24 protein-coding genes and 3 pseudogenes are annotated in these 25,487 nt (G+C 38.7%); 19 read left to right on the forward strand and 8 right to left on the reverse strand.

Annotated features, from left to right (window positions below):
* Positions 1-36: 36 nt before the first annotated feature.
* Together NST97_RS00810 and NST97_RS00815 are read left to right on the forward strand one after the other, a co-directional pair.
* The gene (locus NST97_RS00810; protein WP_339211277.1) at positions 37-927 is read left to right on the forward strand and encodes a glycine betaine ABC transporter substrate-binding protein; all 891 of its coding nucleotides are present in this window, start codon (positions 37-39) and stop codon (positions 925-927) included.
* Positions 928-1,264: 337 nt separating this feature from the next.
* Positions 1,265-1,480 carry a DUF6366 family protein gene (locus tag NST97_RS00815; protein ID WP_339211279.1) on the forward strand — a complete coding sequence of 72 codons (216 nt, stop codon included), beginning with the start codon at positions 1,265-1,267 and terminating at the stop codon, positions 1,478-1,480.
* On the opposite strand, the pseudogene NST97_RS00820 reads toward NST97_RS00815, so the two are convergent.
* Positions 1,472-1,972: pseudogene (locus NST97_RS00820) on the reverse strand (IS1595 family transposase); the annotation flags it as partial. The gene NST97_RS00815 and the pseudogene NST97_RS00820 overlap by 9 nt on opposite strands.
* 88 nt (positions 1,973-2,060) lie before the next feature.
* Here NST97_RS00820 and NST97_RS00825 point away from each other — a divergent pair.
* Positions 2,061-2,285 carry a hypothetical protein gene (locus NST97_RS00825; RefSeq protein WP_063389379.1) on the forward strand — a complete coding sequence of 75 codons (225 nt, stop codon included), beginning with the start codon at positions 2,061-2,063 and terminating at the stop codon, positions 2,283-2,285.
* Positions 2,286-2,330: 45 nt separating this feature from the next.
* Here the strand turns inward: NST97_RS00825 and NST97_RS00830 are convergent, their stop codons facing one another.
* Positions 2,331-3,029, reverse strand: coding sequence for a DUF1836 domain-containing protein (locus NST97_RS00830; protein WP_339195010.1), 699 nt, complete (start codon positions 3,027-3,029; stop codon positions 2,331-2,333).
* 234 nt (positions 3,030-3,263) lie between these two features.
* Between NST97_RS00830 and NST97_RS00835 the strand changes: the two genes are divergently transcribed.
* The 4 genes from NST97_RS00835 to NST97_RS00850 all read left to right on the forward strand — a co-directional run bounded on the left by NST97_RS00835 (position 3,264) and on the right by NST97_RS00850 (position 7,338).
* Positions 3,264-4,619 carry a TrkH family potassium uptake protein gene (locus NST97_RS00835; RefSeq protein ID WP_063389377.1) on the forward strand — a complete coding sequence of 452 codons (1,356 nt, stop codon included), beginning with the start codon at positions 3,264-3,266 and terminating at the stop codon, positions 4,617-4,619.
* 42 nt (positions 4,620-4,661) lie between these two features.
* Entirely contained in the window at positions 4,662-6,653 is a 1,992-nt protein-coding gene (locus NST97_RS00840; RefSeq protein ID WP_445206700.1) for a penicillin-binding transpeptidase domain-containing protein, read from the forward strand.
* A 396-nt stretch (positions 6,654-7,049) separates the two neighbouring features.
* Positions 7,050-7,205, forward strand: coding sequence for a hypothetical protein (locus NST97_RS00845; protein ID WP_094245525.1), 156 nt, complete (start codon positions 7,050-7,052; stop codon positions 7,203-7,205).
* Positions 7,195-7,338 carry a hypothetical protein gene (locus tag NST97_RS00850; protein WP_339199568.1) on the forward strand — a complete coding sequence of 48 codons (144 nt, stop codon included), beginning with the start codon at positions 7,195-7,197 and terminating at the stop codon, positions 7,336-7,338. The genes NST97_RS00845 and NST97_RS00850 overlap by 11 nt, the downstream gene beginning before the upstream one ends.
* On the opposite strand, the gene NST97_RS00855 is transcribed toward NST97_RS00850, so the two are convergent.
* Positions 7,335-9,104, reverse strand: coding sequence for a B12-binding domain-containing radical SAM protein (locus tag NST97_RS00855; RefSeq protein ID WP_311067137.1), 1,770 nt, complete (start codon positions 9,102-9,104; stop codon positions 7,335-7,337). The two genes, NST97_RS00850 and NST97_RS00855, sit on opposite strands and share 4 nt — an antisense overlap.
* A 491-nt stretch (positions 9,105-9,595) precedes the next feature.
* On the opposite strand from NST97_RS00855, the gene NST97_RS00860 reads away from it, so the two are divergent.
* On the forward strand, positions 9,596-10,342 hold the full coding sequence (locus NST97_RS00860) for a FadR/GntR family transcriptional regulator (RefSeq protein WP_063389375.1): 747 nt from the start codon (positions 9,596-9,598) through the stop codon (positions 10,340-10,342).
* 109 nt (positions 10,343-10,451) lie between these two features.
* A pseudogene (locus tag NST97_RS00865) lies at positions 10,452-10,784 on the forward strand (IS701 family transposase); the annotation flags it as partial.
* A 414-nt stretch (positions 10,785-11,198) separates the two neighbouring features.
* On the opposite strand, the gene NST97_RS00870 reads toward NST97_RS00865, so the two are convergent.
* Positions 11,199-11,435: a hypothetical protein gene (locus NST97_RS00870; protein ID WP_144598530.1), complete on the reverse strand. Its 237-nt coding sequence runs from the start codon at positions 11,433-11,435 to the stop codon at positions 11,199-11,201.
* 432 nt (positions 11,436-11,867) lie between these two features.
* Here NST97_RS00870 and NST97_RS00875 point away from each other — a divergent pair, with 432 nt between their 5' ends.
* From NST97_RS00875 to NST97_RS00890, 5 genes and pseudogenes are all read left to right on the forward strand, one after another.
* Positions 11,868-13,097 carry an IS110 family transposase gene (locus tag NST97_RS00875; protein ID WP_341342802.1) on the forward strand — a complete coding sequence of 410 codons (1,230 nt, stop codon included), beginning with the start codon at positions 11,868-11,870 and terminating at the stop codon, positions 13,095-13,097.
* 354 nt (positions 13,098-13,451) lie between these two features.
* Positions 13,452-13,888: pseudogene (locus tag NST97_RS19155) on the forward strand (IS1634 family transposase); the annotation flags it as partial.
* Between the two features lie 141 nt (positions 13,889-14,029).
* Complete coding sequence (locus NST97_RS00880) at positions 14,030-14,749, forward strand: (Fe-S)-binding protein (RefSeq protein WP_063389374.1); 720 nt, start codon at positions 14,030-14,032, stop codon at positions 14,747-14,749.
* Between the two features lie 18 nt (positions 14,750-14,767).
* Positions 14,768-16,201, forward strand: a complete 1,434-nt coding sequence (locus NST97_RS00885; RefSeq protein WP_063389373.1) for a LutB/LldF family L-lactate oxidation iron-sulfur protein — start codon at positions 14,768-14,770, stop codon at positions 16,199-16,201.
* Positions 16,198-16,917, forward strand: a complete 720-nt coding sequence (locus tag NST97_RS00890) for a LutC/YkgG family protein (protein WP_341342803.1) — start codon at positions 16,198-16,200, stop codon at positions 16,915-16,917. Before NST97_RS00885 ends, NST97_RS00890 begins: the two co-directional genes overlap by 4 nt.
* A gap of 284 nt (positions 16,918-17,201) precedes the next feature.
* Here NST97_RS00890 and NST97_RS00895 read toward each other — a convergent pair whose 3' ends face one another.
* Entirely contained in the window at positions 17,202-18,203 is a 1,002-nt protein-coding gene (locus tag NST97_RS00895) for an acyltransferase family protein (RefSeq protein WP_066247926.1), read from the reverse strand.
* Between the two features lie 174 nt (positions 18,204-18,377).
* Here NST97_RS00895 and NST97_RS00900 point away from each other — a divergent pair, with 174 nt between their 5' ends.
* Together NST97_RS00900 and NST97_RS00905 are read left to right on the forward strand one after the other, a co-directional pair.
* Positions 18,378-20,534: a PAS domain S-box protein gene (locus tag NST97_RS00900; RefSeq protein ID WP_339199578.1), complete on the forward strand. Its 2,157-nt coding sequence runs from the start codon at positions 18,378-18,380 to the stop codon at positions 20,532-20,534.
* A 1-nt stretch (position 20,535) separates the two neighbouring features.
* Complete coding sequence (locus tag NST97_RS00905) at positions 20,536-21,030, forward strand: methylated-DNA--[protein]-cysteine S-methyltransferase (RefSeq protein ID WP_063389369.1); 495 nt, start codon at positions 20,536-20,538, stop codon at positions 21,028-21,030.
* A 181-nt stretch (positions 21,031-21,211) separates the two neighbouring features.
* On the opposite strand, the gene NST97_RS00910 is transcribed toward NST97_RS00905, so the two are convergent.
* Together NST97_RS00910 and NST97_RS00915 are read right to left on the reverse strand one after the other, a co-directional pair.
* Positions 21,212-22,372, reverse strand: a complete 1,161-nt coding sequence (locus NST97_RS00910; RefSeq protein ID WP_242009330.1) for a toxic anion resistance protein — start codon at positions 22,370-22,372, stop codon at positions 21,212-21,214.
* A gap of 5 nt (positions 22,373-22,377) precedes the next feature.
* Positions 22,378-23,004 (reverse strand): 5-bromo-4-chloroindolyl phosphate hydrolysis family protein, encoded by a 627-nt coding sequence (locus tag NST97_RS00915; protein ID WP_063389368.1) that lies wholly within the window; start codon positions 23,002-23,004, stop codon positions 22,378-22,380.
* Between the two features lie 179 nt (positions 23,005-23,183).
* On the opposite strand from NST97_RS00915, the gene NST97_RS00920 reads away from it, so the two are divergent.
* A complete protein-coding gene (locus tag NST97_RS00920; RefSeq protein ID WP_094245531.1) occupies positions 23,184-23,498 on the forward strand; it encodes a YbjQ family protein in 315 nt (104 codons plus the stop codon).
* Positions 23,499-23,916: 418 nt separating this feature from the next.
* Positions 23,917-24,165 carry an aspartyl-phosphate phosphatase Spo0E family protein gene (locus NST97_RS00925; protein ID WP_063389366.1) on the forward strand — a complete coding sequence of 83 codons (249 nt, stop codon included), beginning with the start codon at positions 23,917-23,919 and terminating at the stop codon, positions 24,163-24,165.
* A gap of 22 nt (positions 24,166-24,187) precedes the next feature.
* Here NST97_RS00925 and NST97_RS00930 read toward each other — a convergent pair whose 3' ends face one another.
* A complete protein-coding gene (locus NST97_RS00930; protein ID WP_063389365.1) occupies positions 24,188-24,919 on the reverse strand; it encodes a ZIP family metal transporter in 732 nt (243 codons plus the stop codon).
* Positions 24,920-25,007: 88 nt separating this feature from the next.
* Here NST97_RS00930 and NST97_RS00935 point away from each other — a divergent pair, with 88 nt between their 5' ends.
* A complete protein-coding gene (locus NST97_RS00935) occupies positions 25,008-25,460 on the forward strand; it encodes a hypothetical protein (RefSeq protein WP_339199589.1) in 453 nt (150 codons plus the stop codon).
* Positions 25,461-25,487: the final 27 nt, after the last annotated feature.

Genomic DNA, 25,487 nt, shown 5'->3' on the forward strand with positions numbered 1-25,487 from the left:
TTCGAATTGAAAAATTAAAAAGGAGTTTTGATATTTATGTTTAAACGAATTTGGAAACGCCTAGGACTTGTTGCCGGAATTTCCTTGTCGCTTTTAGTGGCTGGCTGCGGATCAAACGGGGGATCTCAAGGCGGGGCGGCAGATGAAGGAAAAATAAAATTGGTTTACGTGGAATGGGATACGGAAGTCGCCTCCGCCCATGTCATCAAAAAAGTTTTAGAAGATCAAGGATTCGATGTGGACATTACACCTGTTGATAATGCTGTTATGTGGGAATCTGTTGCAAAAGGTGAGGCAGACGGCATGGTTGCCGCCTGGCTGCCGGCTACTCACGGAGATTTATATGAAGAATATAAAGATCAGCTGGAGGATTTAGGTCCAAACTTGGAGGGTGCGAAAATCGGGCTCGTCGTTCCGAAATATATGGACATTCAATCAATTGAAGAGCTCGATCAATATGCTGGCAAATTAAACAAAACGATTACAGGCATTGAACCTGGAGCGGGCGTTGTAAAATCAGCGGAAAACGCTGTTAAAACATATGAAAGCCTAAAAGGCTGGCAAGTCCAAACATCTTCAAGCGGAGCTATGGCAACGGCTTTAGGGGAAGCTTATAAAAATAAAGAACCAATTGTCGTTACAGGCTGGTCCCCGCATTGGAAATTTGCTGCATATGACTTAAAATTTTTGGAAGATCCGAAAGGCTCCTTTGGGAAAGAAGAACATATATCCACAATCGTTCGAAAGGGATTAAAAGAAGATATGCCGAAAGCATATAAAATTTTGGATCAATTCTCATGGACTGCTGAAGATATTGAACAAGTCATGTTGGAAATTTCAGAAGGCAGTGATCCTGCTAAAGCAGCAGAAGATTGGGTCGAAGCAAATCAAGGTAAAGTGGCAGAATGGACAAAAGGTGTGGAATGATCTATTTTAAGAGGGGCTGTACAGAAAGTCAAATCGCCATTGAAAACAAAAAATCATAAACACCGATATATCTAACACATTAATGGGGGCGTCAATAAGCCGTAAAAACGACTTATTAGACACCCCCTTTTATCATTTTTACATGGTCCGGAGCGTCTTTAGTTTTGATCATTTCAATTGTTTATTTTTAGTAAAGGCTGTTCTCTAAAAGATTTTTTTATATGAAAATTTGTTAAATTACCATAATGTGTTAAAATTATGTTATAAACCTTAAGGTAAGATTTATGTAAAGAGTATGAAGAACATATGTTAGTATTACAAAAATGGGGGTGTGATAATGAGCGAAGACAAAGAAACACCTGGAAGAAGAAGAGAAAGACTAAGACGAGAAGAATTAATACGAAACCCAACTGGAAATATAAGCGATGCGTTTAATAGAGCTGAAACTGGAAACCTTGCTGATTTAGTAGGTAGTTTAGGTTGGAAGGGTACTGGAATACTTATTCTTGCGATCATAATAGGTTTTATAGCCGCATCAATATTCTTAAAGTAAGGAGAGTGCTTTGAGGTCTTTTATTATGCACTTCTTAGTTGTATAATTTGATTTTTGACAAGCTGAAATAACACGTTTATCAAATGTTAAATCCTTTCTTTATGAATCAACGGAACTAATAAAGGCAGTGATCCAAATAACGAGTTCCAACCCTTTAGAACCTTTCCACCCAACCTTTCAAGCGATTGTGGAAATTGTTAACGTGTTGAATAAGATAAATTCCTTCCTTAACACGTTGCTTTTGGCGTTCATTGACCAACACCCCCTTCAATTTGGCAAGCTTCTTATAATTCGTTGCTGTATCAGTGCATAGCAAAGCGGAAGGATGAATAAACTCACCTATCACAGTTCAATTTCTTCGGCTTTCACACGCCCTGTTCCTGTTTTTCGAGCAATCATATTGCCATTTCTATCTTGTGCTGCGACAACTGCAATTGTAAAATTAGAAATCCCTCTTTTCTTGTCTTTCTCGCCACATTTCTTAACTTTTCTATGTGATTTCACGCTCCCTTAAAAATGTTGCCCTTTGCCGTTTCTTTGTTATTATATAGGTATTGGCTGCTATAAGGAGGGGACTTATTTGAATCATCAAAAAAATGATGTTTATCTTAACATGATGGAAAATAGCTTACAAAGAATTTCAAACCATTTTCATGAAATGGTCAAGATGATGGAAGAAAAAATGGATTTTACATACGAACGTTATACAGCTTTTGAACGAATGAAAAAGGAATTGCTTGAAGACATGAGGGCTCTCGAATTTTACATAAAAGGTTCGGCTAAAAGTAGTCAAGCCCGAAAATAACTTCGGGAATTGCACAACCGCAATTCCCGATCTAAAAGTTAGTTATTATCTATTTTTTGTCGATTCGCTTTCTTTATCAATGAACGCTTTTGCCCTTGTTTGAAAATGATACGTTAAAACAGCCAATACCGCAGCAACCGTCACATGGCAAATGCTGTCGATTTGAGCATCCGATAAAGAAGTTTGCTTTTGAAGAAGCCTTTTTGTTTGTACGAAAAGTTTTTTTTCAAACTGCCGGTTGTTGTCGATCTCGACATTTTTTACTTGTTCCAACACATCTGTATATAATTTATAAAACATTAACGGACTGATTAAATCATCATTCCGGTCGGAAATCGTATTAAAAACTTTCATCAATAAGGAACGGACAGTTTCAAAGTCGAATATGGTTTTTAAATCTTTTACAATTAACAATAAAGCAGCTTGTTCGACCGAATATTTTTTTCCAAGTTCAGGAGGACCGATGATTTCTTTTATATCACGCTTGACCCAATTTTGAACGGAAGTTGATTTCAAGGAAGTTAGTTCGCAAAAATTTCCTAAGATGACGATTTCATTCGTTGACAGTCCAAGCTCTCCTTTGTCTCTTTGTTTGCTCAATTTTTTGATGAAGCCAGGTATTTGGTTTGTTTGATCAGAGGGCAATTGTTGTTTCATCACTTCTTCAGGGGATAATTCGTGTATTCCTTTTAAAGATAGTAATAATTGAACCATAACGGAACGGCGCAATTGAATTTTTCCCATAACATCCCCCTTTATTAAACAGCCTACCCTTATTTTTAATAAAAAGATATAAAAAAACAAGCATTTTATATGGAATTAATAAGTTCAGATAAATTTTTCTTGAGTATGAATTTGTAGAAATTGACACAATAACAAATTTTTCAGTTTCGATGATCAAAATTGGAAAAACCTCTTTAAAAAAACTTGTACTTTCTTTATGATAGTATGAGCAGTAAAAAAAAGGATTGAACAAGGATGCTAGTAAATATTCGTAATCGATTAGTTTCACTATCACCAGCTCAGATGCTTGCTATTTTTTATTTTTTAGCTATCACAGTTGCGGTCATTTTACTCAGTTTGCCGTTTGTTCACAAACCGGATGCCGAATGGACGTTTTTGGATGCATTGTTTACTGCTGTTAGTGCAGTAAGTGTAACAGGGCTGACAACTGTTTCAATTATTGATACGTTTACCGTTCCGGGGATTTTTATTTTAATGATTGTTCTCCAAATTGGCGGCATCGGCATCATGACGTTGGGCACATTGTTTTGGCTCGTTTTAGGCAAAAAAATAGGCTTAAGGGAACGTCAGTTGATCATGGTTGATCAAAATCAATTGAATTTGTCCGGCATTGTAAATTTAATGAGGCAAATTATGTTGATGATTTTGATTATTGAACTGATCGGCACCATCATATTAGGCACATATTATTTAAAATATTTTCCGGAATGGAAGGAAGCTTATTTGCATGGCATGTTTTCTGCCATCAGCGCCACAACGAATGCCGGCTTTGATATAAGCGGTTCGTCGCTCGTACCTTTTGCACATGATTATTTTGTCCAAATGGTTCATATTATTTTAATGACGCTGGGAGCTATCGGATTTCCAGTTTTGATTGAGACAAAAAACTTTATTTTGACAATTGGAACAAAAAGGACATACCGGTTTTCTTTGTACACAAAATTGACAACTGTGACATTTTTCGCATTGGTCGTTATTGGAACAATCCTGATCTATCTAATAGAATCAGGCAATTATTTATCTGATAAAAGTTTTCTCGAATCTTTCTTCTATGCTCTGTTTCAATCAGCTACCACAAGGAGCACAGGGCTTTATACAATGGATGTCAGCATGTTCAGCGAGACGACTTTGCTGATTATGTCCATATTTATGTTTATAGGTGCTTCGCCAAGCTCTGTGGGTGGCGGTGTTCGAACGACTACCGTTGCAGTCATTTTGCTAGTTGCCTTTCATTTTGCGAAAGGCTCCAGCACGGTGAAAGTATTTAAACGGGAAATACACCCAGATGATATAAAAAAATCAATTGCCGTTATGACAGTTTCTGTTATTTTGTGCTTAACTTCGATTGTCATATTATCTGCAACAGAACGGTTTACGTTAATGGAAATTATCTTTGAAGTTTGTTCAGCCTTTGGAACAACAGGGCTTTCGCTTGGCATTACACCTGAACTTAGTCCGATCGGAAAAATCATAATCATGATCATGATGTTTATTGGTCGGATCGGCATTTTATCGTTTATCTTTTTAATTGGAAAACAGAGGAAGGAAGCCAATTATCATTATCCGAAAGAACGGGTAATTATTGGATAAAAAAGAATTGTGATAAAATCATAGGGGAGAGGGGGAATTTTTGTGCGGATTCGAAAGCTTTTTTTTAGTGTTTTTGTCGTGCTGGTGCTTTTTTCGGGATGTTCTAAAGATCCAAAGCCGGAGGATCGTTTTGCAGACTTTGTTGCCAATTGGAGAGACCAAAATTTTTCGGAAATGTATGACCAATTGACTGCCAATGTGAAAAAAAATATCAAAAAAGACGAATTTGTTTCCCGCTATGAAAAAATTTATCAAGATTCAGGTGTGAAACAGCTGAAAATCGACTTTAAGAAACCGAAAGAAGAAATAAAGCCTGATAAAAACGGAAATATTACATTCCCATTTGCTGTTTCAATGGAAACATTAGCGGGGAAAATAAGCTTTGAAAACAAAGCCGTTTTAAAAAAAGAAGAAACCGATAATGGAAACGATTGGCGAATTGAATGGAATCCTTCCTTTATTTTTCCTCAGCTTGATGAAGGAGAAGAAATTTCCATCCAGCCGATCGCGCCGGAAAGAGGGGAGATTTTTGACCGAAATGGAAAAGGACTTGCCATCAATGGCCTGTTGTTTGAAATCGGTGTAGTACCGGGAGAAATGAAGGAGCAAAAAGAAACCATTTTGGAACAAACAGCGAAGCTTCTTGAAGTTTCCAAGGAGGAAATTGAGAAAAAATTATCCCAAGGCTGGGTGAAGGAGGACTCATTCGTCCCGCTGAAAATCGTAAATCCGGCTGACACAGAGCTTGTCAACAAACTTTTAGCCATTCCTTCCGTTAAGAAAAAAAATGTAACGGGAAGAATGTATCCTTTTGGCGAGAGCGCTGCCCACTTGACTGGCTATTTGCGGTCAATGTATAAAGAAGAGCTTGAGAAATATGAGGAAAAAGGGTACAGCTCTTCTGAGCAAATTGGCGCAGCTGGATTGGAGCAAGTTTTTGAAGATGAGCTGCACGGAACGACAGGCTGGATCATCAAAGTAAAAGGAACAGATGAAGTGATCGCCAAAAAAGAAGCTGAGAACGGAAACGATATTTACCTTACAATTGATGCTGATCTTCAGCAAAATATTTACAAAGAATTATCAACTGATTCCGGTGCAAGTGTCGCAATCAATCCAAAAACCGGAGAAACTCTGGCTATGGTCAGTGCGCCGTCCTATGATCCGAACGATTTTCTGACGGAATACAAGAAGAAAAAAGATGATCCGAATAAACCGTTTATGGCTAAGTTCAAAAATTTGTATACACCTGGTTCTGTTTTAAAGCCGCTCACAGCAGCGATTGGGCTCAATACCGGAACGATTGATCCGAATAAAAAGATTTCCATTCCAAAAGATACTTGGCAAAAAGACGGGAGCTGGGGCAATTATTATATTAAGCGGGTTCCATCCCCTGCAACACAAGTTGATTTGCGCGCTGCTCTTGCCTATTCAGATAATATTTACTTCGCTCAGGCTGCTTTAAATATTGGAGCCGAAAAATTTATAAAAGGACTAGAGTCCTTTGCATTTAATGAAAAAATTGATTTTCCGTTTCCTGTTGAAACATCGAAAGTTGCAAATAACGGTATGGATAATGAAGTGCTTTTAGCCGATTCTGGATATGGACAGGGACAAATTCAAATCACTCCTCTGCATTTAGCATACACCTTTACAGTATTTATCAATGGCGGAAACATGATTAAGCCCGTATTAATAAAAGAAGAAGAGAAGACACCATCCAATTGGAAAAGCCATGTTGTTTCAAAGGAACATGCGAATTTGATTTTTCAAGATTTGATTCAAGTGGTGGAGGATCCGAACGGAACGGCATATAAACCTCGAACTCCAGGATTGAAGCTGGCTGGAAAAACAGGAACGGCAGAGCTGAAAGCGGCAAAAGGAGAAAAAGGTCAGGAAAACGGTTGGTTTGTTGCTGTTGATGCGGATAAAAAAGATCTTTTAATAACGATGATGATTGAACGTGTTGAAGATCGCGGAGGAAGCCATTACGTGGTTTCAAAAGTAAAAAATATTTTCAAAGCTAGAAAGTAAAAAAGGTCAACCATCCATTGCGAAGATGAATAGAATAAACGAATTTCAGTGTTGTCATGAATCGCTTCTTTCATTGTTTGGCAGTTTTACGAAATTACGCCAAATAAGAGCGGTTCTTTTTTTATGCAAACAAAGTGCTAAATCATCACTTTTTTTAGCTGCAAAACAGAAAACGGTCCAAAATTGCCGAATAGCTTGAAGTATAAAACATCAAAATTGCCGCATAACCCGTTATAAAAGAAGCACAAAATACCCTTGCGGAGTAATCGAAAAAACTTCTAAAACATTGACGATTGGGCATCCATATGGAAGCACATCCCTTTTTCCATCTTTTATAGAAACAGCTGAATAAATGGTTTGTTTCTGAAAAAGATAAAAAAGAAAGGAGGATGCAGATTGAAGAGGAAACAAGCATATAATCAAGCAGAAAAAACGAGCAAAACACCGACAGAAAGCCTTCCTGAAAAAGAATTTTCAGCATCCTATACAGATGAAGACCCGATGAAAGGGGCTAACCGAAATTCAAAAAAGGGGAAAGCACATGGATCATAATAAAAACGTAAAGAACAAAAAAGATGTGAAACAAGATTTGGAATTTGGCAATGAACTGGGAGATTTTAATGCTGCGAAAATTTACGATATTTTAGAAGAAAACAAAAGAAAAACAAAAGGTGAGGGATGTTAAGCTTCCCTCACCTTTTTCAGCGCAGTATACGGAAAAGAAAACATATGCGGCTGGTGATCGCTATAGTTGTAATAAACTAACAAAATTGCCGGCTCTTTTACTAATATCTTTTTTTGCAAATACAGCTCAGGATTAAATGGAAGAATTTCTAAAACCGTATGCTTATATAAATCTTTTTCCGAAAGAGACAGATTTAAAAAGGTTTTTCCAAGCATTTCAGGGTTGGACAGGATAAATTGATAGATTGCTGATTGCTCCTGTTTTTTAAGCTTTTCATCCCACCATGGCTTTCGCGGCTTTTGCTTCTGATTGCGCAAATAATCGTATTTCAGAAACCCTTCAACAATTGGCAAATGTTCTCGTTTGCGTTCTTGAATAAACGAAAATAATCTTCGAAACAAATCTTCGAGCTGATGACCAATTCTTGCCCATCCGCGTTCATCCCAGTAGGCGCCAAATTCTTGAAAGAAATCAAAAGGCGTCTCAAACACTTCTTCTACTAAATATTCTACTGTCGCGTCCATTCGATGGTCGTTCCAAAATTTCTCAAGAACATCTTCCACCTGTTTAATTTTGAGAATATCTTCAAAAGAGAGAACGTTGTTGCTTAAAATTTCGTATGGCGGTTCATCCATATACACGTAGCCAAAATGTTTAGCTCCAATTCGAAGACCAGTCCCTCTGAGCATTTTTAAAAAACCAAGCTGCAGTTCTTCAGGTCTTAATGCAAACACATCGTTAAAAGTTTTGCGAAAAGAGTTGTAGTCTTCTTCAGGAAGTCCGGCAATTAAATCAAGGTGCTGATCTATTTTTCCGCCTTGTTTGATCATCGTCACCGTTCTGGACAGTTTTGCGAAGTTTTGCTTACGTTTCACTAATTCGTTTGTGAAATCGTTTGTTGATTGAACGCCGATCTCGAATCGGAAAAGTCCTTTCGGTGCGTTGTCATTTAAAAATTGAATCACTTCCGGGCGCATAATGTCGCCAGTTATTTCGAACTGGAACACGACGCCTGGAACATGTTCATCAATTAAAAATTGAAACATGTCCATCGCATATTTCCGGCTGATGTTAAACGTTCGGTCGACAAATTTAATTGTTTTCGCACCGTTTTTCATTAAATAGCGAATATCTTCCTTGATTTTCTCCCGATCAAAATAACGAACCCCAACCTCAATGGAAGATAAGCAAAATTGGCAGTTGAAGGGGCAGCCGCGGCTCGTTTCAATATAAACAATCCGTTTGCTAAGATGTGGCACATCTTCTTCAAATCGAAAAGGCGACGGCATCATTCGCAGATCAATTTTGTTCCTCTGCGGATTTACAATGACTGCTCCGTCTTTTCGAAAAGCTAAACCGCTCACGTTTTCCCATTCTTGGTTTCCATGTGCTTCCCGCAAAAACTGCTTAAACGTTTCTTCCCCTTCTCCTACGATAATAAAATCAATCTCTGGGATTTTTTCAAGCCATTCTTTCGTATCATAGGATACTTCAGGCCCACCAAAGACAATGATGGTTTCCGGCTTTATTTTTTTCAGTATTTTCGCCACTTTGATTGTTTCTGCAATGTTCCATATGTAACAGCTAAAACCGATTATGTCCGGTTTTTTTCGAAACAAATCTGTTACAATGTTCATCGCGGGATCTTTTATCGTATATTCTGCCATTTGAACTTGAAATTCTGGCTCGGCATATGCTTTTAAATAACGTATAGCCAAGTTCATATGAATGTATTTGGCATTTAATGAACTGACAATGATGTTCATATTTCCACACCTTTTTCATAATGGATATTGAGAAGTAGCGATTTTCTACATTATTGTAACATATTCTTTTCAAATAAGAAGAAGCAGGGATTCACCCTTTTGATAAGTTTTTCGTACGCGTTCTTTTCCGTTTCTATCAATCACCTTAACAAGTCTACAGCTATAAAGCATATTCGTCGAGTGTTTTTGTCATTTTAACTGGTACAGTAAAAGTGAGTTACATATTAGACGTTCGTAACGGATGAAGCATTGTTTAAGAGTTTAGACAAATTTCTCTTTTTTTATGATGAAGTTTCATTCAGTCATTTGCGCGATTTCGGAGACACAGGTCTATGATTCCTTCCAAAAAAGTTGTCAAAAAAGAAAAAGTTTATGGTTAGACGTTGTTATTTTTTCGCCAACACTTTGATTTTTATAAGTCTTTTCCAGTAAAATAAATGTACCGATATTTTGGACTTCATTTTGTTTAGTTGAACTTTGGGGTGAAGCAAATGGAATATAAACAAATCAAACCGAGAAAGCTTTATGAAGAAGTGGCGGAAGCCCTTTTAGATATGATTAAAAAAGGAGAAATAAAACCAGGAGAAAAATTGGAATCCGTTCATCAGCTTGCTGAAAATTTTCAAGTCGGCCGTGCAGCGATTCGTGAAGCATTAAGCGCATTAAGAGCAATGGGGATTGTTGAAATGAAACAAGGGGAAGGAACGTTTGTAAAAGAGTTTGATCCCATGTCATTCACGTTTTCTCTTTCGACAGCGGCGTTAATGAATATGAAAGATATTGAACATTTATTAGAGGTTAGAAAAATATTAGAAGTCGGTGCTGCATTTACTGCTGCAGCAAAGCGGACGGAGCAAAATCTCCATGATATGAAAGCTGCGCTTGACGAAATGCTTATCCATATAAACGATGAAGAATTAGGAGAAAAAGCGGATTGGAAGTTTCATAAAGCGATCGCAGCCGCTACGCAAAACCCCATTTTATTAAGCTTAATGAACAATGTAGCCGACATGATTGTTGAAACGATGCGGGAAACACGAAAAATTTGGCTTTATTCAGAGCAAGTAACCGCAGAACGAATTTTTCAAGAGCATAAAGCCATCTTTACAGCAATTGAACAACAAAACGCGGAAGAAGCACAGCATTTAATGCTCGCACACCTGACAAATGTTGAAAAGGTTTTGAAAAAACATCATAAAGCCCATATAAAAACAGGGGCTAAAACAGAGTCTTTTTAACTAGGAATTGACATATGATGCAAGCGTTTTTACACATGCCATCTCTGACTTGAACTGACAAAAGAACTATTGTTTTTTGCGGCAATAAAAAATTTTTCGGGAGAAACCCGTTTGGGCAGCACTGAAAACCAACCGCATCCTGTATCCACAAGGAATTCGTCCATCCGCAAAGAATTTGCCCGTTACATCGATGTTTCCGATACCCACCTCGTGACCGTGGGAGGGGAAACGTATCGAGTGTATCGCTACGAAGGGGCATTGAACGACATTCCAAATGCGGTGGTATTGTTTTGTTTGAAAACCGATCAACCGATGACGAGCGAGCATTTGCGTTGTTTTTTGAGTACAGACACAAAAACTGAGTGATCAGGCTATTCTTGAATACTATGCGAAACGCTGGTCGATCGAAAGCTACTTTCGGCAAACGAAAGAAACATTAGGGGCTGTCCAGAAAGTCAAAATCCATTGAAAACGGAACATCATAAGCATTGATATATCAACATTTCTAAAACATTAAAGGGCGTCTATAAGCCGGAAAATCGATTATTAGACAGCCCCCCGACATGAGCGAGCCATTAAACGATATTGGGTCATCGTACAATTTACGTATATCTATTGCATGACAGAACATTCAAGTGATTTTTCAACCGGTCTTGCGAGTGTAAGATCGAGAAAAATCCACAATCTCACTGAGTTTATTTATTACGAAGCCCAACGAGGAGTGCCACTAGATTCCATTAAACACCAGTTACGAGTGGCATTAGGGTATTTTTGTTTTCTTTTTAAAGATGGTAATAAATGTAATGGGATTTACTCATCTACAGTTTAAGTTTAAAAGAAAAAATCTACATAAAGATTATGTAGATTTATTTTTTTGTTCTTCTCTTATTTGCAAAAGTTTAGGTATTTTCTCACTAAAAATTGTTTCAATGTCATTGATTATATTTTCTTTTGTAATGTCTTCTGTAGAATATTTAAAATTTCCAAGCTTCCCATAAATTATTTTTAGAAATGATTTTGCATCTTCTTCAGAAAGTTTTTCAATTATAGCTAAAATATCATCTAAATCCAATCTTTCATTAGGGTTCTCCATAACATTACCTCCTCGTATACTAAGTTTCAGAAAGTTTTTTTATCGAATTTCCAGTCCGATACGCTCCTTGACAATCGCATATCTTGGGTGGTTGCCTTTGTGGGAGGGGCGCGCCCCTCCCACAAAGGGTTGAGCGTACCGGGGTTGGACTTTTCGCAATGTTCCTGGATAATGGTCTTAGGATCATCGGGGATACTCTTCTCACTCCTGTAGCTTTGACTACTTGTAAAGTCTGTCTCCTCGACCCCTGTTTGGACGTCTAACCCGCAGGCTGTTCCCGTTGGTTTTCCCCATGCTGGAAGGAGCAGCTTCCAGGGCAGCCCATGGTCCAACGTGAGTTCTCATATGCGAGGGTGACTGGTCAACAGGCGCGATCCGGGGGCATCCCGAAGAGTCCAACCCCTCGATCCTACAACAATAGGAGGTGATCTCATGAAACTCTACGTCGGGATCGACGTGAGCTCACGCGACTTAGCCACCTGCATTATGGATCATGAAGGAAATACGTGCGCACGCTTCAAAGTGGATAATCATCTTCTGGGCGCCACCTTCCTTCGGGATCAAATCCTCCTGTGGGCTAACAAGCGAAAGCCAACCGAAATTCTGATCGGGATGGAAGCCACCTCGGTCTACAGTTGGCATCCAGCTATGTTTTTCCACCAGCAGGAGGCCTTGCAGGCTTGGAACGTCAAGGTGTTTACGATCAATCCAAAGCTCATTCGCAAGTTTAAAGAAGCCTATGTCGACTTGGAGAAAACGGATGACATCGATGCTTGGATCATTGCGGATCGGCTTCGCTTCGGCCGTCTGAAGATGACGGCTGTCCTCAAGGAGCAGTTTCTCGCGCTTCAGCGACTGACACGCATGCGATATCATCTCGTCCACCAGTTAACCCGTGAGAAACAGTATTTTCTCCAGCACTTGTTTTACAAATGCAGTTCCTTTACCCAAGAGGTGGACAGTTCGATCTTCGGACATGCCATTCTCGAACTGCTGCTTGAGTCGTGGAGCCTCGATGACATCTGCCAAATGGATGTCAAGCAGTTGGCCGACTTCCTGCGCCAAAAAGGGCGCAATCGCTTTTCCGATCCGGAATGCATCGCCAAGTCGATTCAAAAGGCGGCCCGTTCGTCGTATCGGTTGTCCAAGTGTGTCGAGGATTCCATCGACTTGCTGTTAGGGCTGTCGATTCAATCAATCCGCAGCCTGCAATCGCAGCTCAAAGAGCTCGATAAAGCCATTACCCGCCATCTTGAAGGCATTCCGAACACACTGCAAACCATCCCAGGCATCGGACCGGTTTATACCGCAGGCATCCTGGCCGAAATCGGGCAAATCGAGCGGTTTCACAATCAGGCCGCCTTGGCAAAATATGCCGGCTTGACATGGTCCAAGCACCAATCGGGCCGTTTTCAAGCCGAGGACACCTCCCTCATTCGTTCCGGCAATCGCTATCTCCGTTACTACCTAGTGGAGGCTGCCAACTCGGTACAACGGCATGATGCGACGTTTCGTGCGTACTACCGGAAGAAGTATGAGGAAGTGCCCAAACACCAACATAAACGAGCCCTCGTCCTCACCGCTAGAAAACTCGTGCGTGTGATCGATGCGCTGCTACGCAACGGTCAAATCTACACGCCAAGAAAGGGGGAAGATCGATAAGAGGATCGATCTGGTATACCAATATCAACCTTTAGACCCAGTTTATTACATGTACTAATACTGGGTTTCTTCAGTATTGCCTTTTTTCGGATCATCGGACAAGGGAATTTCCAATTTCTATGATTTTTCACCTTGACATATTACCGCAGGACTTTAATCATTACACTTATATTCTATCGAAAATAACACAATATATAATATGGGAAAATGGTATAATTTGTTATATAAAAATAGAGACTAGGAAATTTAATTACTAATTTCGGGTCTTTTGGGGGGGAAGCGGAATTTGACAAGAGGATACTTTGGAGTTTTCAATGCCATTTTCAAAAAAATACATGCCAAATAAACCCACATATGTATATTCGAATTAATAAGCAAAAAATAAAAATGGTTCTGTTCGTCAATATCTACAAATATGTCGTACATTTCGTGTAGACAATAAAGTTCGGCAACAAACGCTTTGTAATCTAGGGAGGTTAGAACATTTATTAGAGAATGGCTCTGTCGATAACATAATCGAGGGATTAGCCAAATTTTCAGAGCGTTACTTTGACCGAATTCACGGGCAAGGCTCTTCCTCTTCTGTCTCCGTGCTTTGGACAAAAGAGTTTGGGCCGGTTTATCTGTTCCGAAAGGTATGGGAAAAGTTAGGGCTTGGTCGGCTATTACGTAAAATCATGGATGATTCCGAGGCTGCTTCTCAGTATGACGAAGCCGTTTTTGCCATGGTGTTAAACCGTCTCATGGATCCCAATAGTAAGTATGATATCTTCAAACAATGGATCGACACGGCGGCTTTTTTTATGAATAAAGCAAGCATATTCCTTTCTAGTCATCAGATGACCTGTTGACTAAAGATAAAAAAAGCGATAAAGTGAAAAGAAAAGGGTTACATCTTAGTTGAAACTGTTTCACAAGGCGGGGGGAGCAAATTGAAAGTTTCATTATTTGTCACATGTTTAGTGGATGTATTTAACGGTTCAGTAGGCAAAGCAACAGTTGAGCTTTTAGAAAGACTTGGATGCGAAGTAGAATTTCCGGAAAGCCAAATTTGCTGCGGACAGCCTGCCTATAACAGCGGATATGTTCAAGCGGCAAAAGAAGCGATGAAAAATATGATTCTCACCTTTGAACATGCCGATTATGTTGTCACACCTTCCGGATCATGTGCCACGATGTTTAAGGAATATCCGCACATTTTTGATGAAGATCCGGTTTGGAAAGAAAAGGCGCAAAAGCTTGCAAATAAGACGTATGAATTAACACAGTTTATTGTAGATGTTTTAAATTTGGAAGATGTGGGCGCAACATTAAAAGGAAAAGCAACCTATCATACATCATGTCATATGACCCGTCTTCTTGGAGTTCAGGAGGCACCATTTAAATTGCTGGCAAACGTGAAGGGGCTTGAATTGGTTCCGCTTCCAAATGCATATGATTGCTGCGGCTTTGGCGGAACGTTTTCCGTCAAAATGGAACAAATATCTGAACAAATGGTTGATGAAAAAGTTCGGCATATTGAGGAAACCGATGCCGACTATTTAATCGGGGCAGACTGCGGCTGCTTAATGAATATTGGGGGGAGAATAAGCAGGAAAAATAAACAAGTGAAGGTCATGCACATTGCTGAGGTGTTAAACAGTATCGAATAATGGAGGGGGGAAAGCAGGATGGCAATGAAAATTTCGGATCAGCCGTTTGATCAAAGGGTGCAAAAAAATATTGAAAACGATTTTATGAGAAATGCAGTCCAAGATGCTCAAGAAAGGCTGAGAAAAAGACGTCTGGAAGCTGCTGAAGAGCTTGGCAATTGGGAAGAATGGAGATCGCTCGGTGAACAAATCAGAAAGCATACATTGGAAAATTTGGACTATTATTTACACCAGTTAAGCGAAAATGTTGCAAAAAGGGGCGGACATGTTTTTTTTGCTCAAACAGCGGAGGAAGCGAACGATTACATCCAAAGCGTTATCAAGAAAAAAAAGGCTCGCAAAATTGTCAAATCGAAATCGATGGTGACGGAAGAAATTCATATGAATCAATGTTTGGAGGAAGCGGGCTGTGAAGTTATTGAAACGGATCTAGGCGAATATATATTGCAGATTGATGATCATGATCCGCCTTCGCACATTGTAGCCCCAGCCCTGCATAAAAATAAGGAACAAATTCGAGATGTGTTTCAGCGAAAACTTGGGTATGAGAAAACAGAAAAGCCTGAGGAGCTTGCACTCCATGCGAGAAAAATGCTTAGGGAGGAATTTTTAACAGCGGATGTCGGCATCACAGGATGCAATTTTGCCATTGCCGAGTCCGGATCGTTTTGTTTAGTGACAAATGAGGGAAATGCCCGCATGGTGACGACCATTCCGAAAACACAAATAACTGTCATGGGGATGGAAAGAATAGTTCCAACATTCGAAGAACTTGATGTGCTTGTCAGTCTTTTGACAAGGAGTGCAGTCGGTCAAAAATTAACGAGCTATATAACGGTTTTAACTGGTCCGAAACAAAAAGAGGATGTTGACGGACCGGAAGAATTCCATTTGGTGATTGTTGATAACGGACGAAGCAAAATTTTAGGAACTGAATTCCAGCCTGTTCTTCAATGCATTCGTTGTGCAGCGTGCATTAACGTCTGTCCTGTATATCGGCATATAGGCGGCCACTCGTACGGATCGATTTACCCAGGTCCGATTGGCGCTGTATTGACGCCGCTTTTTGGTGGTTATGATGATTTTAAGGAATTGCCTTATGCTTCCACACTATGTGCCGCTTGTACGGAAGCATGCCCCGTAAAAATTCCGCTTCATGAACTTCTCCATAAGCATCGGCAAGTAATTGTCGAGCGGGAAGGACGAGCGCCAATAAGCGAGAAGCTGGCGATGAAGGCATTTGGAATAGGAGCATCGAATCAAAAACTGTATCAGTGGGGAACAAAACTGGCGCCAGCAGCCCTCAAACCGTTTTCGAAAGACGGGAAAATTTCCAATGGACCAGGTCCTTTGAAAAATTGGACGTCCATACGTGATTTCCCGGCACCGGAAAAAAACAGCTTTCGCGAATGGTTTCACAATCGTAAAAAAGAAAGTGGTGATCGTTCATGAACGGAACGATTCAAAATCGAGATTCGTTTTTGCAGATGATAGCTCAAAGGTTAGGACGAAATCCCCGGAAGGAAGGGGTGGAACGGCCCAGCTGGTCATTTCACCCTCAAGAAAAAACACTTGCTGGTTATTCTTCCGACGAACTGGTTGATGCATTTATAAAACAATGTAAAAATGTTCATGTCGATGTATACAGAACGACTTCCAAATCATTGAAAAATACGCTGAAAGAGGTGATTGCTTTTTATGGAGGCGGTCCGATTGTGACGTGGGACGATCATCGGTTTGAAGCATTCGGGCTGATGCCTTTTTTATTGGAGGAATTGCCAAACGAAGGAACAGACGTGCATATATGGGATCCTGAGCTTGGAAAAGAAAATATTCAAATTGCGGAAAGAGCAAATATCGGAATTACGTTCAGCGATTATACACTGGCTGAATCCGGAACGGTTGTCTTGTTGAATGGGGGAGGGAAAGGAAGGGCGGTCAGCCTTTTGCCGACAACGTATATTTCCATTATTCCGAAAAGCACGATCCTCCCTAGAATGACACAGGCCGCCAGAAAATTTCATCAAATGGTGGAAAAAGGCGAAATGATTTCTTCCTGCATTAATTTTATTACAGGACCGAGCAATTCAGCGGATATTGAAATGAACTTAGTGGTTGGCGTACATGGGCCAATTAAAACAGCCTATCTCATTATTGAAGATTGCTGAATGGATTGACTAAAAAATTGAACATCTGGCGAAGTCCATCGAGGGGCCTCGCCAGATTTTTTTGGCAAATGTTCGAATTTTCCATACCCCGCTAGGACCTCTGACTTATGACTTGTTTTTAAAGTTAGAAAGTTTAGGAACTGCGACGCCTTTGAAGTTATTTCTCTAACTACTCTAGATTGTTGTTTCAGCATCTCGGACTGTAGAAAAGACCTATTTCTGAAAAGCTATTAGAAGCCGTTCTATTTATGTGATGTGACTGTCTGTGTGCGTCAGCCCCGGTCTTATAAGCCTTTTACTATTTTTTTTAGCATTGTCGCTCGAAGTTCAATGATTGGCTGTGCGATCGTTTTGACAAAGCGGCTCGACAGCAAGAATGTAACGACAATTGAAACAATGGCGAATACCGTGATGCTTTCTATTTCTGTAAGCCAGCTTTCAAGTTCGCTGTCTCTGAACGATTGAATGATAAATCCGTGCAATAAATAAACGTAAAAAGTTCTTGTGCCCCATTCAGTGAAAAATTGACGCTTTTTCGGTATTAACGAGAAAAATCCGAACGTCGTAATCAAAGTAAGAAAATAAAATCCGAGCCGCACCAGCCCTGAAAAGATATCCGTTTCGCCAAAAGCTGAATAAGGCATGGAACCGAACAGCCACTCATACTCAAAAGGCAAATAGAAATACGTCACAAATGTAAGCAACAGAGCACTTGCCCCTAAAGATCTTGCAGGCAGCTTCGTCATCATGGCAAAATGTTCTTTCTTTAAATAAAAACCTATTAAAAAAATAGGAAAAAAGACTAGTGTACGTGACAAGCTCAAATAGTTGCTGATGAAATCAAAATATCCAGCTGCAATACCGATAAAGAACGAAAGTCCTAAAGCGACCAATTTATTCAATTTAGAAAACGGGATCAGCATGACGTTCCAGAAAAACAAACTTATTAAAAACCAGAGGGACCAGTGCGGATTCAAAGGATCAATTGAATGGAGCAGATTGTCGCCTTTAATCAAAACATAATAAACTGTATAGATGCCATGAAAAATGAAATATGGCAAAATGAGTTTTTTGGCTATTTTTTTAACGTATCCCTGTTTGTTAAACCCTTTGGCAAAAAAGCCGGAAATTAAAATGAACGCAGGCATATGAAACGTGTAAATAAATTTGTATATGTTCATCATAATGTAATTGTCTTCAATCATCGATCGAATAAAATGGCCGAACACGACAAGAAGAATTAATATAAACTTGGCGTTATCAAAGTAGCTGTTCCTCTCATTCATGTTATCACCTTCAAAAAAAGTTTCGATTTAAAATATAAGACAAATTCAACATTTTGTAAACAGTCGTACTGAAAGGTACATCGAATTGACTAAATTGACAGTGCATGAAGGATTCTAACGTAATTTGTAGAAAATGTAAATATATTGAGAGTGTTAAAATGAGAGGTGGGAAGTTTGAAGCAAAACATTGCAGCCATTGAAGAAGATTTGTTGGCAAAGCGTTTAAAAAAAGCGCAACAAGAAAATGAAAAATTAAAAAAATATTACGAAATTTTCGATCGATCAGTAGATGCTATGGTGCTTTTAGATCATCACGGCAAGTTTTTTCAAGTAAATCAGTCAGCATGCCGCCTTTTTGAAATGGAAAAAGAAGTCATACTAGAGAAGTCGATAGATGATTTTGTAGCAGCTCTGCCAGGAAACGAATTTATAAAAAATTTTTCTGATCATGAAAAACAGCAATATGCGGAACTCATGTTAAAACTGGAAAACGGCCGAATCAAATATGTTGAATACAGCATCATTGAGAACATTTACGGCACATACAATCTTGCTATTTTTCGGGATGTTTCTTCGAAAAAAATTCTTGAACAGGAACGATCGATCAATGAACAGCTGTTTCCGGATTTATTTGACCGTGCTGTTGACGGCATTGTCATTTTTGATTACGAAGGATTTATTATAGATGCCAATCAATCATTTTGTACAAGCTTTTGCATTCCGAGTGATGAACTCAAAAACTATAAATTTTCAGATTTTATCGAAGATGAGAAAATGAAAAAATATTTTTATGAAGTATTGTTTGAAAAAGGAAAAATGAAAGGAGAAATGCCTGTCCGATTAAAAGACGGAACGCGAAAAATTTTTGAATTTACGACCACGTCAAACATTTTACACGGATTTTACATGTCGATATTGCGCGATATTACAGAGAAGAGGCTTATGGAACAGCAAATTTTGAAGAGTGAAGAAAGGTTTAGAGAAATTTTTGAAAATGCTCTTGATGCCATCCTTATTTGGGATCATTTTGGAAATATTATACGCGCGAATCAATGGGCTTGCCGCATATTTGAACTCCCCTTTGATGAACTGTTGAAAAGCAATTTAATGCGATTTATCAATGCAAATGATCCAAAGTTTTTGCAGGTGAAAGATGAATATTTAAAATCCGGTGCCATCCGGGAAGAATTAATGTTTTACATGCCGAACGGACAAAAGAAGCAGCTCGAATTCACATCAAAATACAACCCGAAGGAAAAAACCCATATGACCATATTGCGAAATATCAGCGACCGGAAACGAATGGAAAAAGAATTGCGTGAAAGTGAACAAAAATTTCGGAATGTGTTTAACGGAGCGATGGACGGCATCCTTCTGTTTAATGATGATTGGGTGATTGTTGATGCCAATCCTGCTGCAATGCAAATTTTAGGATTAACACAAGACCAAATTGGACGTGATTGCATATTCCGATTTTTTCCCATTCATTTTAAAAGTGATTGGAAAATGGATGGGTTGACGAAAGAATTTGCGATTACGGTGAAAAATAAGCAGGAAAGAATTCTCGAATGTTCATTTAAACGCCACATTATTGAAAATATGAATTTAGTTATATTTCGCGATATCACTGAAAGAAAAGAAATCGAAGAGCGGCTGAGAAAATCGGACACTCTCAATATTGTTGGGGAATTGGCAGCCGGAATAGCCCATGAAATCCGCAATCCAATGACAGCGTTAAAAGGATTTATCCAGCTGCTGCAAGGAAGCATAAAAGAAGATTATTCCATGTATTTCAATGTCATTACTTCTGAGCTGAAGCGAATTGAATCAATCATTGATGAATTTCTTATTTTGGCGAAGCCTCAAGCTGTTCGATTTGAACAAAAAAATATTGTGAAAATCATGAAAGATACGATAGAATTATTAAATGCACAGGCTATTCTAGTAAATGTGCAAATTCATTTAGACTACGGGGAAGTGCCGGATATATTTTGCGAACCCAATCAATTAAAACAAGTTTTTATTAACATATTAAAAAATGCAATCGAAGTGATGCCAAATGGAGGCAATATTTATGTTTCGATCACAAAAGAAGATGATCACCGGGTTCAAATTTCCATTCAAGATGAAGGGCCAGGAATTCCAAAAAATAAACTGAAGCGGCTTGGGGAGCCGTTTTATACAACGAAAGAGCGGGGAACAGGCCTAGGTCTTATGGTAAGCTACAAAATTATTAAAGAGCACAATGGGAAAATTGATGTCAAAAGCAAAGTAGGGTATGGAACGACATTTTATATTTCGCTCCCTATCAATGGTCAAGAAGGTGTGTAGGATGTACTTTTTGCATACAATGAACAGCCCTATTGGAACGATCGGGATTATAGAGGAAAAGAATCGAATTGTCTCTTTGTTGATGGACGAGCAGGAGCTTACAGAGCTTCTGGCATCTTCAAAAGTTGTGGAACATAAAACGGATCTATTGGAAGAGGCAGCGAAACAGCTTAAGGAATATTTTCAAAGGAAACGAAAAATATTTTCCCTTCCCATTTTTCCAAAAGGCACTTCATTTCAGCAAAAAGTATGGAAAGAGTTGATGAACATTCCATACGGTGAAGCTAGAAGCTATCAATATGTTGCAGATGGGATCGGAAATCCGAAAGCTGTTCGGGCAGTTGGACAAGCCAATAAAGCGAATCCTATCCCGATCATAATTCCTTGCCATCGGGTGATTGGCAAAAACGGAGCGCTTGTAGGCTATGCAGGCAATCAAACGGATAAAAAAGCTTTTTTGCTGCAATTAGAGCAATGCAAAAATTGGGCATCATAGAAACTTTCAAAATGAAAAACTCTGCGATGCCTGCGCAGAGTTTTTAAAAAATTTGCTGTTTATATGATGTAAATGCCGTGCAGGTTCTGCATGAGCATTTAAAAAAGCTTGGACGAAATCACTCAACAGCTGTATATGTGTAAAATCTTTCCTCTATAAAAATCATCCCGGTTTGTCTTTTTTATTCTTGTTTAAATTGCAATAGTCTTGTTTTTAAGTCTTTCTCGAGCTGCATTAGTTCTTGCTCAGCCTGCTGCCTTTTTAGACGTCCTTCCTGTTGGATCCTGAGCGTTTCTTCGATTGTTGAAATTAGGTCGTCCTGTGTTTTTTTCAACGTTTCAATATCGACGATGCCTCGTTCATTTTCCCTGGCTGTTTCAATTGTGTTTGCTTTCAGCATTTCTGCATTTTTCAAAAGCAGCTCGTTCGTCGTTTTCGTCACTTGCTTTTGGGCCTCCAGTGCTCCTTTTTGCCGATATAAGGTGAGAGCGATCGCAATTTGGTTTTTCCATAAAGGAATAGACGTCAAAATGGAGGATTGGATTTTTTCCGCTAATGTTTGATTCATATTTTGAATCATCCGGATTTGCGGAGCCGTTTGGATTGTAATTTGCCTAGATAGCTTTAAATCATGGATCCGTTTTTCCAACCGATCAGCAAATTGAAGCATGTCGTTTACTTCTTGAACCGCCATTTGATCTCCAGTTGTTTCCGCTTTTTTTTGCAATTCCGGTATTACTTTTGTATGGAGCTCCTCCAATTTTAATTCACCAGCAGCGATGTAAATGTTTAGCGCGTGAAAGTATTCCTTATTATGCTCATATAAACGATCGAGCAATTGAATATCGGACATCAGCGCTTTTTTTGAATTTTCCAGCCGGACTGTAATGCGTTCGATTTGTGCCCCGATTTTTTGGTATTTGGATAAAATTTCATTGATCGAACTAGATATTTTCTTGAAAAGACGAGAGAAGAAGTTTCGTTTTTCCGGTTTTAATTCTTCCGGGTTTACTTGTTCGAGTTTGCTCATCAGCTCTTTTAAAATATCGCCTATAGGCCCGATATCCTTTTTTTGAACATAGTCCAGCATTTCGTGGGAAAAACTGGATAGCTTTTGCTGAGCGGAAGCCCCAAATTGGACGATCGAATGCCGGTTTTTGTAATCAATTTGAGCTGCCAGCTGTGCAGCCTTTGCTTTATGCTCCTGTGAGAGCATGTCGATAAATTTTTTCGGCTGTTCTTCTTCGCTGACTGCTAAAGGTGATGCGGGCTTATCTTCTTTTTCTCCAAATGGGTCCTTTAATAGATCATCTAATAGATCCAACTCTTTCTTTTCTTCCAACGTAATCACCTATCTTTCCATTTCGTTGTTTGTTTTTTCGCAACATTTAATTCAAATTGAAGATGTTCGATATCATTCGATAAAACGGTGATTAAATCTTTCTCCAATGATTCGCAAATTTGATTCAACATCTGTTTCGTTTCTTCCAATGATGATTTAACGTTCTGATCGCGGATCGGCTGGGCGGAAAGAAACGTATACTTTTCTGCAAGCTCCACGCAAGAATCTAAATGATAGAAAAAGAATGATTCGCCTTGATAGAAGCGTTTCGGCTCCTTTTCAACGACATGATATATACGTTTGGAAAGCCTGATTGCTTCGACAAGCTGCTGAATCGTTCCGAGCGATCGGGCTCTAAATAAGGTGCGCTGCAGTCGGGCAATTTTTTGTCTTGCTTCTTTTAAATTTTCCTGTACATATTTGTATTCACTGGCTGTCAATCCGTTTTGCTTCAGCCAATTTCTTTTTTGCAGCCATTTGGTGATATAATAGACGATAATACCGCCTGCAACAGCATACAAAGACGATTGAATGAAAGCTTGGTCAAATCCTAAAAACAAGGCAAACCAAAGAACAGACATCGAACAAACAGCAATAAAACTTCTTATGAAAAACAAGAATATCGATTTCATGATCCTACCCCTGTCAGCATTGTTTAATAAATTTACGAACAAACGGAAAGCAAGGTTTCGCTTTTTACTACAATTTTACTACAATTTAGAGAAAAAGTAGAATGATTTGTGAATCGGAATGGAACGAAACGTTTTTTCAAACGTAATAAAGTAAAAAAATAAATAATGGAGGGAAATCCATGATTATTACAACAACCAATTCTTTGCAAGGAAAGGAAATTGAAGAATACTTGGGGATTGTCAGCGGTACAACCATTCTTGGGGCAAACATTGTCCGCGATTTTTTGGCAGGCATTACGGATATTGTCGGCGGCAGGAGCGGCGCATATGAAAGCAAGCTTTCAGAAGGAAGGGAAGTAGCTATTGAAGAAATGACAGCGAAAGCTAAAAATCTGGGCGCCAATGCTGTGATTGGAGTGGATCTTGACTTTGAAACATTACGAGATGGGATGATGATGGTTGTAGCAACTGGAACAGCTGTAAAAATCCGATAAAATTGCGCTGTTTTTTAGGCTTGTCATTGTGATGATAGAAATAAGCGCAGCTTTTCTTAATGAAAGGAAAGAAATTTCCGACAATATTTTAAATAGAAAACAAGCATCTTATCATTGCTCAAATATTGTCCTTCGACCTATAAAACGGCAGCGGTTATTGAGGCAATAAGCTTTGGTCTGTTGTCAGCGAGTAAAAAAGAAGTCGAATTTTTTCTTTTAAAAAGGCTTTTGGATAAGCTTTTTATGACTGTATGAATGTTTTGACAATCCTCCTTACGTAAATATTAAAGAGGATTGTCAAATACTTGTGTAAAAATATTGTCTAAATTTGCGAATCTATTTACAAAAATAGTAGAATCTGTAATAATAACCGAGTGCGTGTCTTTAGACCGCGAGATTTGGAAGGAGGATATGAGAAATGGCAACGGAAGAAGAGCTGCGCAAAGAAAAGCTGTTCATAGAAATCATAATAAAAAGGCAAAAAATGATTGAGATGGCTCAAGTAAACGGGATGAACAGCAAAGAGACGATTGAGCTGAGCCAAGAACTGGACAAGCTTTTAAACAAATACCAGCAAATGGTAAGCAGCGATGAGAAAAATCAATCGATTTTCCACCCTATGAAATGGACATTAACAAATCCTTTTGTTGCAACGGTTGAAAAATAAAGAAAACACATATTTGACAAGCTTAAAAAAGTTCAGTCAGCACAATCATAAATAAAATTCCGAAAATAAAAGAATATGTCGAAGTCAATTCATGACCATCGCCGTGGCTTTCCGGAATCAATTCTTTATAAATGATAAAAAGCATTGCTCCTGCAGCAAAAGCAAGACCGTAAGAAACTAAAGATTCAACAAATGTTGTTAAATAAAACCCTATTAGAGATGTGACAATCTCGATCGCTCCTGTCAACGTTGCAATGAAAAAGGCTTTGATGCGGGAAATGTTCTGATTGATTAAAAAAAGCGCAACTAATAAGCCTTCTGGTGCATTTTGCAGCCCGATTGCAAGAGCAATTAGATGACCTAAATCTTGTTTCTCTGAGGCATAACTTACTCCGACAGATAGACCCTCGGGGAGATTATGTAAGGTGATCGCCGAGATAATGAGCAATGCTTTTTCGTCAAATTGTATTCCTTCTTTCGTATGCTCCAGTTCAATGTGAGGAATATTTTTCTCTAAAATTGTTAATATAAGCACTCCAAGTATTAATCCGATGCACATTTTCATTATATTTCCGTTTGCTAATGCTTCAGGTATCAACCCCCTCATGGAAGCAGCCATCATAATCCCAGCGCTGAATGCTAATAATAAATCTCTTCCTCTATGTTTAATCGTTTTTTGCAAAAAAAGAATCGGGACAGCCCCTAAACCTGTAGACATTGCTGATAAAAAACTCCCAATATATACGTCGTACATAAAATCGTACCCCTTTTCAGAAAAAATAAATTTTGATAATAATGTTTTATAATAGATTTGTTATTTTATCAATAGAAGGAGATTTTATATGAAAGAAACGCTCTTGTTCATTGTAGAACTGATTAATGATTTTCATGACAATATTATCCATTTGGTAGAAATGGCTGGTTTTCAATTAACAGATAAACAGCTGCATTTTTGGATCATCGGCATTTTCGGCATGGTTATCTTTTTCATTACACATGTGGTATTTAAATATATAGCAAAATTCGGCATTTTATGTATATCGTTTATTTATACAATGACCGTACTAGTTGTCATAGTGTTTGCCATTGAGATTCAACAAAAAATAACGAATAGAGGAAATATGGAATTTGAAGATATTGTGCAAGGACTATGGGGATTTCTCGCTCTGTTCTTCGCTTTTTTGAGCATTTATATCGTTTATAAAGGTGCAGTAAAAATAATGGGAAAAACACGTTCTCAAAAAGGAAGAAAAGGAAAAAGCGGAAGCCGCATGTCAAGATATCATTCATCATAAGAAAATGATTGGCTACGACTCAGCATT

The sequence above is a fragment of the Aeribacillus sp. FSL K6-1305 genome (genome assembly GCF_038050115.1).
In the GTDB taxonomy this organism is placed as follows: Bacteria; Bacillota; Bacilli; order Bacillales; family Aeribacillaceae; genus Aeribacillus; species Aeribacillus composti.